Genomic DNA, 11,484 nt, shown 5'->3' with positions numbered 1-11,484 from the left:
TGACGCTCCAGACTATCCCAAAGCTCGCCAATGGCTTCCAGGCGCTCCTCGGGCGGGAGCCGTAGCAGCTCATCGAGGTGCGGGTTGGTCATGGATAGAAGGTGTCTGCCGGCCGGTGTCGGCGCAAGCGCCATCTGTACGGCTGCGGCCTAACGACATGCGCATCAGCTGCGGGCCCCCATGCCGGCCCGCGCACAATCCTACATTCCACAGCGCGCTCGCGGCACGCTGTGGCCGAGCGGAGGCTGGCGCCCCTCCGGCCCGTCGGCTGCATGCGCGGGTTAGGCAGCACGCCACGCTACGCCACGGCTGTAGCCGCCGCGTCCTGTGGGTTAATGGCCGCCTTCGACCTCGACGTACACATCAATCGGCTCACGGACAGTGTGCTTGGCCTTCGCCTTCTCCGTGTCTGGGTGAGCGAGTGCGGCTTCGAGCTTCGGAAGGTCAGCGTTCTCCCACACGATAGCAACCTTGTTGTCCTTCGGGTGCCGGTAAATGCGATAGCCGCTGGAGAATTGCTTGAAGATCTCTGCGCGCTCTGCTCCGCCGGCGAGCCAAGTCTCCATGTTTCCGACACCGTGCGTAGCGATGACTCTCGGCATAGCGAATTCCTTTCAAGCGGGTTGTGTGGGACAGCATGCACATCCAGTACTGTGGGACGGCGTTCGTTGGCACCAGTTGAAAGAGGGACAAGGCGAGGTGCGGAGCGTTGGAAGGTTCGATGCTCCTTGCCCCCCATGGCGCGTGGATGATGATCTCCGCCCTAGTCGGCTCAGCCCCCCTGGTGATCTTGAATCGTGCTGCCTAACTTGTATTCGACTGCACCCCACGCCCCAAACGATAACGCCCGCAGCCTAAGACGTAAGGCCTTCACGTCCCGCTACCGCCACGTAGTAAGTCCGCCGGACTGCGCACGCCAAGGCCACCACGATTGAGCACATGGGTATAGATCATCGTCGTGCTGACGTCGCGGCGGCCAAGCAATTCCTGCACCGTCCGGATATCGTAACCCGCCTCGAGCAGGTGCGTCGCGAACGAGTGGCGTAGCGTGTGGCAGCTCGCCCGCTTTCCGAGCCCCGTCCTTGCCAAAGCGGCCGCCATTTCCCGCTGAACCGCGGACGGATGCAAATGATGGCGCCGACGCTCGCCCGTTGCGCGGTCCACGTACGTGCGCTTGGCCGGAAACACCCACCGCCAGCTCCACGCAGCAGGCGCCCGCGGGTACCCAGAGCGACGCACGCCGTGTCGCGAAAACGCAATCGTGCGGCCAGAATGCAGCAAGCCCCCGCGCGTGCCACCCCGCGCGGGGGCTTCCAGGCAATCACGACGCCGACGACCTACTTCGGCACCGCCACAAACAGCGCGCCGGTCAACTTGCCGCCGCCGTCCGTGAGCGGCGCATAGTTGGCGTCGTACTTGTGGCCAAACACAGTCGCCTCGCCGGAGTACGAGCGCTTGCGCATCAGCGCTTTATATGCCGGCGAGTTGTGGTCGAGCTTCGTGTCGACGGCGGACTTGCCCTCTTCCGTCATAAGCGTCGTGTTGGTGCGGGTGAAGTCATGGCCATCAAAGGAAAAAATGCTGGCCTCGAGTTGCGCTCCCTGCACGGTGGCCCGCGCACGCGTCCCCGCACGAGCAAACGCGACCAACGCACTCGAACACGCCAGCAGCAACGCGAACAGCATCGTACTACGAACCCGAGCCGGTATTCCGCGAGGTGAACCCATGGGGTACCTCCTCCCTCTGGACGGACGGCTGTACATGGGGTTGCGAGAGGCTGCATCCGCAGGTCCGGTGGCGGACGCGTTCGCGACTGCACGCCTCGCGCATACGATTATGCCCGTCCCCAATGCCGTAAAGCCCCCGCTCGGCGCCGGGCGACGAACCCGCCCGCGAGCCTACCCGGGCCAGATCAGTCCAGGTCCGTCCCCCCGCCTTGAGCCGCGCTCCGCCCGCCGAAACTCCGCCGCACCACGAGCCGCACCGCACGCTCCTGGCCCGGTGTCAGAAACCGCTCGAACGTCGGCCCCGCGGAATTGAGCTGATTCACGTTGAACGTGCCGAAGTTCGCGTAGTGCCGGTTGAACAGATTGGTCACGAGCCCCGAGAACTCCCACGGCCCCACCTGCCACGTCACCCGCGCGTCCGTCACGAAGTAGCTGCCGAGCGGCATGTCGAGATTGGCCTCGTCACCGCGGAGCCACTGGTCGCCGATCCAGCGCGCGTCCGCCGCCACGTCGATGCCCGCCGGCAGCCGCGCGCTCGCGCCGAACTTGACCTGGTGCTCGGGCACCAGCGGGATCTCGTCGCCCGGCTGCACCAGATTGGGCTGGCCCGTCGCGTCCTCCCGCGGACTCGAGATGTCGGCCGCCGCGCGGAACGTCGCCCGGGTCCACGCGTAGTTCGCGTACACCGAGTAGTCGCGGTGCAGCGTCACCGTCGCCCCGAGCTCCACCCCTTCGCGCCGCGTCTCCGGCAGGTTGTCGAAGTGGCCCTCGATGGTCGAGCCGCTCACTTCGTTCTCGCTGGGGAAGAGATAGATGTCGTTCTTCACGTCCGACCGGTACGCCGATGCCGTGAACACACTGGGTCCCACCGCCCACGTGCCGCCCAGCTCGTACGTCGTCGCCACCACGGGCTCGATCGGCGGGTCGTCGCCCAGGGCGAACGGCAGAACGCACGGGCGGTCGGGATCGGCGCATGCCAGCTCGATGAGCGCCGGTGTGCGGTAGCTCTGGCCCACCGAGCCGTAGGCCGAGAGGCCGCCGCCCAGGTCGACCGATACCCCGCCCTTCGGGTTCACCCGGAAGTACGAGCTGGTCGTGTCCGCGCCGGGATCGAGCAGATTGTGAAACGGGATGTGCACGTAGTCGGCGCGCGCGCCGGCCGAAAACGTGAGCCGGCCGAGTGTCAGATCCGACGTCACGAACAGCGCGCCGTCCGAGAGCGGACTGTCCACCAGCGTCGTCTGCCCCCGCACGCCGCCGAACTTGCTCGAGTCGGCAAAGAGCGCGATGCGGCTCGAGTTGACGCTGCCGTCCGTCCCCACCCTGACGCCGAGCACCGCGTTGCCGATCCCGTGCGCCCAGCGATAGTCGAGTCCCCACCCGAACGTGAGATTGCGGCTGGTACCGAACGCGTCCGGGTCGTCCGGCTGGTTGACGTTGAACCGCTCGGCGGTGCTCCGCCGGAAATAGGCGCGGAACGAGCCACGACCCGTGCCGAGCTGCCGATAACCCGACGCGGCGAGCTGGACCAGCGAGAGATTCTCGAAGTCGCCGATGGTGAAGTTGGAATCGGGCCGCACGTCGAAGAGGCTCGCCGGCAGCGACCCGGCCGTCTCCGCCCGCGACTTGGCGCCGAACCCCTGCAGGCTCAGGCCCCAGGTGTCGGTGAGCTTGCCCAGGTTGAAGAAGCCGTTGTACTGGTGCGCGCCCGTTGCCTGCCGCCAGCCGTCCTCGCGGTTGTAGCCCGCGCCCACGTAGTAGTCGATGCCGCCCGGCGTGAGCCCGCTGACCGAGCCGTTGCCGTTCACCGTGCCGAACGAGCCGCCCTGAAGCTCCAGCTCGCCGCCGAGGGGGCCGTTGCCGCGCGCCGTGACGAGATTGATCGCGCCTCCGAGCGAGTTGCGCCCCTGCAACGACGCGGTGCCCGAGAGCAGCTCGATCCGCTTCACGTACTGCATCGGCAACAGGTCGAAGTTGACCTCCGCCGCGTCGGGCTCGTTCTGCCTCACACCGTCGAGAAAGACCGACACCCCCTGCGGCAGCCCCACCACCGGCGACGCGAAGAAGCCGCGCGTGCTCACGTTGAGCTTGTAGGGCGAGCCCACGTCGTCGTAGATCGAGATTCCGGCCTGCTGGCGGAGGACGTCGGACAGAATGCGCGGCTCGTAGGCGTCGACCTGCTTGCCCGAAAGGATCGTGACCCGCGCCGGGACGCCGGAGCCGATCGTGGGGCCGGCCGAGGGGCGAATGGTGCCCACCACCTCGATCGGCGCCAGCTCGCGCACCGGCGCCACGGGCGCGGGCGCGGTGGTCGTGTCCTGGTGGGCGGTGGTCGTGTCCTGACGGCCTGCGGTCGTGTCCGGCCGAACGGTGGCCGTGTCGACGCGCATCGTGTCCGCGCGCGTGCTATCGACCCGCGTGCTGTCCGGCTGCTGTGCCGGCAGCGCGCTCGCCACCCACGCGCTGAGCAGCACGCCCGGCGCGAGGCCACGCAGCCACGCACTCGTCATCGCAGCATGACTCGGCCATGCGGATCGGCGCGGCGCTGATCGTAGAGCCCCACCAGCAGCACGCGGTCCGGCGGCACGCCGACCACCACTATGCCGTCGTCCGCCGGCCCCGCGCCGTCGTAGTCCGCGCAGCAGTGGCGGAGCGTCACCGAGCGGCTCGGCAGCGCGCGGGCGACCGTGAGTGCGGCGCCGCGCTCGAAACGCACCACGTCGGGCTTGGAGAAGGTGTGGGACCGGTCGCGGTCTTCGTACACCGCGAGCCGGCGGATGCTCTCGTCCTTGCGGGCGACGACCACGACGCCGTCATCCACGCTCCCGCCGCCGTCGAGATCGCCGCAGCACCAATCGACCGTGACGGTCGCGACCGCCGCGCGCCAGCCGATCCACCCCGCCGCCACCACGGCGCACGCGGCCGCGGCGCAGACGATTGTCCGGCGCCCGGGATGCCCGAGCGCGGCGCCCACGCGGCGCGGCAGGCGCATTGAACCCGTTCCGGCGCGCGTCGCGCGACTCGCATGCGCGTGCCTCGCGTGGTCCGCGTCCGCGGGCGGTGCGTGCTCCGCACTCGCCTGCCCCGCCAGCTCGGGCTCGATCGATTCGCGCGCGTGGAACCGGAGGCTCCCAAGCAACCGGTCGAGCTCGCGCGCATCGTCGGGCGGCGTGCCCCAGAAGTCGTCGCCCACGTCACTCCCCCAACGCGTCGCGCAACCGGCGCAGCGCGCGCCAGAGCCGCACCCGCGCGCTCTCCGCGCTTATCCCCAGGAGCCGTGCGACCTCGGCGCCGTCGAGACCGCTCCCGTACCGAAGCCCGATAATCTCGCGGTCGCGCTCGCCGAGCGAGGCCACCGCATCGAGCACGCGGCCCGCGGCCTCCTCGCGGAGCAGCCGCTCCTCGGGCGAAGGCGCCGTGCACTCGAGGTCGCGCAGGGCGTTCAGCGGAACGTACTGCCGGATCCGCGCGCGGCGGCGATGATCGCTGATGAGGTTTCGCGCGATGGTGACGAGCCACGGCCGCGCGCCGCCCGCCGCAGGATCGAACCGGTCGGCCGCCCGGAGCGCGCGCAGAAACGTCTCCGCCGTGAGATCCTCCGCCACCTCGGGTGACGCGACGTAGAACCGGATGTAGTTGTAGAGTGCGGCCCCGTGCTCGCGGTACCATTCCCGGCACCGCTCCGCAGGGGCAACCTCGGCGCCGGCCGGCGCACGCGGCAGGCGGGGCTGGGATCGATCCGTGGCCATGGGCATACAATGGTAATCACGCCCGAGCGGCCCCGGCGTTACCGACGAAAAGGCCAGGGGCGCGGGGCGCCCCTGGCCATCGGAATGCGGGACCGTTCGGCGCTACCGGAGCGGAAGCCCCGCGCGCCCGGTAATCTTGGTTCCGGCGGCCCCGGCCGGCGAGGAGTAGAGGCCCACGAGCACCACCCGGTCGGGCGGGCGCGCCACCACGAGCAGGCCGTCGTCGCTCATGCCCTCTCCGTCGTAGTCGGCGCAGCAGTAGCGGCGGGTGCGAAGGCCCGCCGGGAGCGGGCTGTCAACGATGAGCCGGGGCCCGCGGATGAAGCGCACGACGTCGGCCTTGCTGAAGGTGCGCGTGTGGTCCCGGTCTTCGTACACCTGGATCTCGCGGATGGCGGCCTGCTGGGCGCGATTCACCTTGATGGCGATGCCGTCGTCCGCGCGGCCGCCGCCGTCGAGGTCGAAGCAGCAGTGGTCGACCGTGGCCTCCACGGGGCGGGCCGCCGTGGAACTGCCACCGCCGGTGGCCATGAACGCGATCGGCGGATCGGGCGGCTGATGCACCGCCAGTGCGCCACCTACGCCCGCCGCAAGCGCCGCGAACCCGCCCGTGAGCAGGAGGGCCGGCCGGCTAAACCGAAGCGGAACAGCACCCTTCGACTGTTCGCCGCGACGTAACCGACCGAGCACCTCCGGCCCGAGCGAGGCACGGGGCTCGAAGTGAACCCGGTGAAGCGCCTCGTCCACCCCACGCACCGCGGGCGGCAAATCCTCCGGACGACCCGTCATGCGTCCAGCACCTTCCTGAGCCTGCCCAATGCGCGCCAGAGCCGGGTGCGCGCGTTTCCCTCTCTTACACCCAGCACCGACGCGATCTCGCTGATCTCGAGCCCGCTGCCGTACCGGAGGCCGATGACCTCTCGATCCGGCTCGGCCAGCGAGGACACCGCGTCGAGCAGCCGCGCCACCTCTTCCTCCCGCAGCAACCGCTCCTCGGGCGACGGCGTGTCGCACACGAGATCGCGGAAGCCGGTGAGCGGCACGTACTGCCGGAGCCGGGCCCGGCGCCGATGGTCCGCCAGGACGTTCCGCGCGACCGTGAGGATCCAGGTGCGCGGGCTGGCCCGTTCCGGATCGAACCGGTCCGCCGCGCGCACCACTTTGAGGAACGTCTCCGCGGTGAGGTCTTCCGCCGCGTCCAGCGAGGGCACGTGGAAGCGGAAGTAGTTGTACACCGCGCCGCCGTGGGTTTCGTACCACTGCCGGCACCGGACCTCCGCGGACTCGGCCGCGGCGGGCGACGAACTCGGCGATGATGGACGTGGGCGCAACACAGGCTCGATGATCACGTTGGGGTTATACGCACGAGCGCCGGCGGCGTCACACGCCGGGGCCCCGGAGGGTCAGGAATGGATCAAGTATCGCGCGGCGCGCGCGGCGTGTCGAGCCCGGGTTCCAACCCTGGCGACCCGCGATCTGTCCAAACCGCCGGTCGAGATCACACGGACTCTAGGACCGGGAGGGACGATGACCAGGACGATCGTGCTCGGACTGGCACTTCTGATTGCGCCACCTGCGCCGGGACTCTTGGCAGGACAGGCCCGCCCGCCTCGGCCGCCGACGGGGGATGCGGCGGCGGCGCCACGCCCGCGACCCATCGTGCGGGCTCGATTCGAGCTCCTCGCCAACGGCGTCTTCGTCCCTGTCTACGTGAACGGCAAGGGGCCGTTCCTCTTCGAGCTCGACACCGGCTCGGATATGTCCATGGTCGCGTCCGAGACGGCGCCCCGAATCGGGATCCACACGCGAGGCACGATGCGGGGAATGGGCGCCGGCTCAGGCAGCGTCCGGATGGCCATGATCCCCCGACTCGAGTTGTCGCTCCCGGGCGGGCCAGTGATGTCCACCACCGAAGCCGGGACAGCATCGATGGCGGGCCTCTGGCCGCTCATCGCGCGGCGCATCGACGGCGACCTCGGCTACGACGTGCTCAAGCACTACGTCGTGGCCATCGACTATGAGCACCGGGTCGTCGCGCTCTACGACCCGGCGACGTGGCGATACGACGGTCGCGGCACCAGCCGCCCGTTCACCCTCTGGGGCGACTACGACCCACAGATCGCCGGCGCGCTCGTGGTCGCCGGCCGGCCGCCGATTCCGGTGCGCTATACGCTCGACACCGGTGCCGGCGGCGTCCTCGCCACCTCACCGCTCGTGCGGTCAGAGCACCTGCGTGAGTCGCTGCCGGTCCTCCCCTCGCCATCCCACGGAATCGGCAACGGCGTGTCCCAGGACCTCCTCGCGCGAACCGCCGCGTTCGAAATCGGCCCCTACCGGCTCGACCGGCCTCTCCTGGCGCTTTCGCAGGACACCGTCGGCTCACTCGCGCATGCGTCGCTCGGCGTGAACCTCGGCGGCAGCGTTTTGCGCCGATTCACCGTGATCATCGACTATCCACACCAACGGCTCATCCTGGAGCCCAATGCCGGCTTCCGCGAGCCGTTCGCCGCGGACGCGAGCGGCCTCGTGCTCGAGGCGGAAGGAACGGACTACCGGACGTTCGTGGTTCGGGGGGTGGTGCCCGGCTCGCCGGCCTCCAAGGCCGGGTTCCGCGAGCGTGACGTGGTGGCCGGCATCGACGGACGGGATGTTTCGCACTACGCGCTTTGGCAGCTCCAGGATGTGCTGAAGGATACGGGACGGACATATCGCGTGACCGTGCGGCGCGGACGCCAGCGGTCCGTCATGACCCTGCACTTGCGGTCAATGCTCTAACGGGCCGCGTCTGACGGCGCTCCGCGCAGCGGCGCCCGCGCCGCGATCAAGCTGATGTTATCGCTGCCGCCGCGCTCGAGTGCCAGGTCGAGGAGCGCGCGGCAGAGCTGCTCGGATGAGCTCATCGCCTCGATCTGGCCGCCGATCTCGACGCCGCTCACGTGCTTGGTGAGCCCATCGGTGGCAAGCAGGACGACGCAGCCACGCGGTATCTCGATGCGGCTCACCACCGGCGCCGCCGAGTCTCCGCCAATGGCGCTCGAGAGCACGTGCGCGAACGGTGACCGCTCGAGCCGCTCGGCCGGCATCAGCCCCTGGTCGACCAAGCCCTGTGCGATCGTCTGGTCGCGGGTGATCTGGGTCAGCGTGCCGTCCCAGTACCGGTAGCAGCGGCTGTCGCCGACCTGGGTCACGTACATCCACGGAAAGACCGCGACGGCCAGCGTGAGGGTCGTCGCCATCTGCGCCCCGGGCTCGAGCTGCGCCCGCTCGCGCACCGCCGCATGGGCCTCGAACGCCGCGCCGGTGAGCGCCCGGTAGAACTCGGTGTCCGACGCGGCGCCGGCGGCGTGGTAGGAGCGGAGCGATGACGCGACATACTGCGTGATTGTCTCGAGCGCCACCCGGCTCGCCTCGGCGCCGCCGGTGCCTCCGCCCACGCCGTCGGCCACCAGCATGTAGGTGGCGATGCGCTCGCCCCGGAGCGGGAGCGCATCGGCGTTCGGCAAACTGGTGCCGTGCACCACCACCTGCGGATGCACCGTGCAGAGCATGAAGTGATCCTGGTTCTCCCGCCGCACGCGCCCGATGTGCGTGAGGCCGAAGAGGTCCAGCTCCGCGTCGAGCGGCCTGGCCCACTGGAGTTCAGGCGGCATGCGCCCTCCGCCGCTCCCCGGCACCCCGCTCGCGCCGACAGCGGTCGGCGAGAGTGGCGCGGAGCCGATCGATGAGCTCGCTCATGCGGTTCCTCTCGCGGTCCGGCGCCACAGGGCGGCCGGGGCGGCAGCGAGGTGGGAGAGGGGCGCGGCGAACGGGTGATGAAGTATCGCGCGGCGCACGCGGGCTGTCGAGCCGGGCAGCCCGCGCTACCGGTATACGTCGCGCCGGTTGCCGATTTTCACGACTACGACGGTGCGGCGCTCGTCGTCCACGCTGTAAAGCACCCGATAATCGCCTTGCCGGAGCCGATACTGATCGAGTCCCGAGAGCTTTTCGCAGCCGTGCGGCCGCGGCTCGGTCGCCAGTCCCTCGATGCGAGCCACGATCCGACGGCAGTCTTTCGACGGGAGAGCCGCCAGCTCCTTGAGAGCCGACGGCTTGATCAGCAAGCTATAGCTTGCCACGCCGCTTCAGGTCCTTGAGTGCGGCGGCAAAGGAGAGATTGGGTTCCGCGGCGCGGGCCTCGAAGGCGGCCAGATCCTCACCGTCTTCGGTGAGACTGCGCCGGACGGCGGCGTTGACCAGCTCAGAGAGCGACTGCTCGGTCTCGACGGCCTTGAGCCGGAGCGCTTTGTGCACACGGGGGTCGAAATAGACGGTCGCTCGCTTGGGAGCGCGCTTGTGGGTAGCCATGGTCGCAACGTAGCGTTGTGACGTTTTGACGTCAAAGCGGCGGGTGCGGCGCTGGCGGTGCGCCCCTGCCACCGTGCGCGCCGCTACTTCCCCGCCGCCAGCCGTTCGAAGCGCGGATTGCCGCGGAGCGGTGCGAACGTCGGATCGACCCGGAGCCAGCCGGGCGAGAGGTAGTACGGCTGCTTGAGCAGCGGCTCGAGCCGATCGAGCGCCGGCTCCGGTTCGCCGAGCGCCAGATGGATCCGCACCAGTTGGTGCTGGACGTAGGGGCCGAGTACGGCGTCCCGGCTCACCGGCACGAGCGCCACGGCGCGCTCCCCTTCCGCTATCGCTTCAGCTTTCTGCCCCAGGTACGCCAGCATGAGTCCGAGAAACGCTCGCCGCTGGCCATCATCCGGCGTGGCGGCGAGCTGGCCCATGAGCGCCGCACGCGCCGTATCGGCCCAAGCCCGCATCAGGGTGCTATCCCCCTGCATCTGGTACAACTCGGCCCGCACGATGGCCCACACCGCGCGGTCATCGTCGAACGCCGCCGGCGGGAGGGCGAGCGTCCGCTGCTGCTGGGCGTGGTCCAGCACCCAGTAAAGGTCCTGGAAGTTGGCGAGAAAGGCGAAGAGCGCGGTCGAGTCGATCCCCGCTGCGAGCCCGGCCCGCACCCGCGCCTCAGCCCGCCCGACGTCGCCCTGGGCCAGCGCCAGCATCGCGCCGTACATGATCGTGATCGGATTGGTTGGCGCCAGCGCCACGAGCCGCGCGAACGCCGCCTCGGCTTCCGGGTAGCGCCGCATGCGGAGCAGCACTTGGGTGTAGCTCCGCGCGGCGACGGCCGAGCGGGGATCGAGCCGCGCCGCCTCGGCGCTGTGCTGGAGAGCGGCGTCCCAGCGCCCCAGTGCCTCTTCGGCCCCGCCCGCACCCCGCAGGAGCTCGGCATCGTGCGGGGCGAGCCGGAGTCCCGCATCATACGCCGCGAACGCCTGCCCGTTGTCGCCAACAACGTAACTCTCGTACCCACCCAGCGCGCGATAGCTCTCGGGCCGACTCGGCCCGAGGGCGCGCGCCCGATCCGTCGCGACGCGCGCGGCCGCGGCCAGAGCGGGCGTCGGCGCGCTCAGTCCGTACAGCATGGAGCGCGACTTGGCGAGCCGGGCCCAGGCGGACAGGAATGCCGAGTCGAGGGCGACCGCCTGCTCGTAATAGCCGATCGCGCGGCGGATCGTCGGCGGATCGGCTGCGTCAAATAGCGCTTCGCCCTTGAGGAAGGCATCGTAGGCGGCAAGGTTGGCGGTGGGTTTAGCCGCGAGCGCCCGCCGGGCGCTGTCGCCTAACGCCACGCCCAACGCCGTCGCCACCTTCTGCGCGATGTCAGCCTGGACCTGGAAGACGTCGGTGAGCGTGGCGTCGAACGGCTGCTGCCAGCGAGTGGTCGGCGCGCGGCCGCTCCACACCTCGACCAGCTCCGGCGTCACCCGCAGCCGGCGCGCGCCGTTGACGCCGTTCGCGCCCGCCGCGCCCGGCTGCCATTCGACCGTCGCGGTGAGCAGGTACCGTGCGCCGAGCTCGCGGGCGATCTGCTGCTGCGTCTTCGCCGTGTGCTGGTAGCTCATCGAACTGCCGCGCGCGATGACCTCGACGCTGCCGAGCTGGGAGAGCTTACCGCGCAG

13 protein-coding genes are annotated in these 11,484 nt (G+C 69.9%); 1 reads left to right on the top strand and 12 read right to left on the bottom strand.

What is annotated here, in order from left to right:
- Positions 1-332: 332 nt before the first annotated feature.
- The 8 genes from VFW66_07510 to VFW66_07475 form a co-directional block, all read right to left on the bottom strand.
- Complete coding sequence (locus VFW66_07510; GenBank protein HEX5386525.1) at positions 333-602, bottom strand: hypothetical protein; 270 nt, start codon at positions 600-602, stop codon at positions 333-335.
- A gap of 268 nt (positions 603-870) precedes the next feature.
- On the bottom strand, positions 871-1,188 hold the full coding sequence (locus VFW66_07505) for a tyrosine-type recombinase/integrase (GenBank protein ID HEX5386524.1): 318 nt from the start codon (positions 1,186-1,188) through the stop codon (positions 871-873).
- 149 nt (positions 1,189-1,337) lie between these two features.
- Entirely contained in the window at positions 1,338-1,685 is a 348-nt protein-coding gene (locus VFW66_07500) for a Cache 3/Cache 2 fusion domain-containing protein (GenBank protein ID HEX5386523.1), read from the bottom strand.
- A gap of 227 nt (positions 1,686-1,912) precedes the next feature.
- On the bottom strand, positions 1,913-4,237 hold the full coding sequence (locus VFW66_07495; protein HEX5386522.1) for a TonB-dependent receptor: 2,325 nt from the start codon (positions 4,235-4,237) through the stop codon (positions 1,913-1,915).
- Entirely contained in the window at positions 4,234-4,920 is a 687-nt protein-coding gene (locus VFW66_07490) for a hypothetical protein (protein HEX5386521.1), read from the bottom strand. Before VFW66_07490 ends, VFW66_07495 begins: the two co-directional genes overlap by 4 nt.
- 1 nt (position 4,921) lies before the next feature.
- Complete coding sequence (locus VFW66_07485) at positions 4,922-5,476, bottom strand: sigma-70 family RNA polymerase sigma factor (protein ID HEX5386520.1); 555 nt, start codon at positions 5,474-5,476, stop codon at positions 4,922-4,924.
- 102 nt (positions 5,477-5,578) lie between these two features.
- Positions 5,579-6,265 carry a hypothetical protein gene (locus VFW66_07480; GenBank protein ID HEX5386519.1) on the bottom strand — a complete coding sequence of 229 codons (687 nt, stop codon included), beginning with the start codon at positions 6,263-6,265 and terminating at the stop codon, positions 5,579-5,581.
- Entirely contained in the window at positions 6,262-6,825 is a 564-nt protein-coding gene (locus VFW66_07475) for a sigma-70 family RNA polymerase sigma factor (GenBank protein HEX5386518.1), read from the bottom strand. Before VFW66_07475 ends, VFW66_07480 begins: the two co-directional genes overlap by 4 nt.
- Positions 6,826-7,003: 178 nt before the next feature.
- Between VFW66_07475 and VFW66_07470 the strand changes: the two genes are divergently transcribed.
- The gene (locus VFW66_07470) at positions 7,004-8,251 is read left to right on the top strand and encodes an aspartyl protease family protein (protein ID HEX5386517.1); all 1,248 of its coding nucleotides are present in this window, start codon (positions 7,004-7,006) and stop codon (positions 8,249-8,251) included.
- Here the strand turns inward: VFW66_07470 and VFW66_07465 are convergent.
- From VFW66_07465 to VFW66_07450, 4 genes are all read right to left on the bottom strand, one after another.
- Entirely contained in the window at positions 8,248-9,126 is an 879-nt protein-coding gene (locus VFW66_07465) for a protein phosphatase 2C domain-containing protein (GenBank protein HEX5386516.1), read from the bottom strand. The two genes, VFW66_07470 and VFW66_07465, sit on opposite strands and share 4 nt — an antisense overlap.
- A gap of 210 nt (positions 9,127-9,336) precedes the next feature.
- Positions 9,337-9,594, bottom strand: coding sequence for a type II toxin-antitoxin system RelE/ParE family toxin (locus VFW66_07460; GenBank protein HEX5386515.1), 258 nt, complete (start codon positions 9,592-9,594; stop codon positions 9,337-9,339).
- The gene (locus tag VFW66_07455; protein ID HEX5386514.1) at positions 9,581-9,823 is read right to left on the bottom strand and encodes a hypothetical protein; all 243 of its coding nucleotides are present in this window, start codon (positions 9,821-9,823) and stop codon (positions 9,581-9,583) included. Before VFW66_07455 ends, VFW66_07460 begins: the two co-directional genes overlap by 14 nt.
- Positions 9,824-9,906: 83 nt before the next feature.
- On the bottom strand, positions 9,907-11,484 hold a 1,578-nt coding region (locus tag VFW66_07450), incomplete at its 5' end, for a hypothetical protein (GenBank protein ID HEX5386513.1).

It is taken from the genome of Gemmatimonadales bacterium (genome assembly GCA_036279355.1).
Classification (GTDB): domain Bacteria; phylum Gemmatimonadota; class Gemmatimonadetes; order Gemmatimonadales; family GWC2-71-9; genus DASQPE01.
The sequence above is the reverse complement of the archived record's forward strand: the minus strand, read 5'-3'. Positions and strand labels throughout refer to the sequence as shown.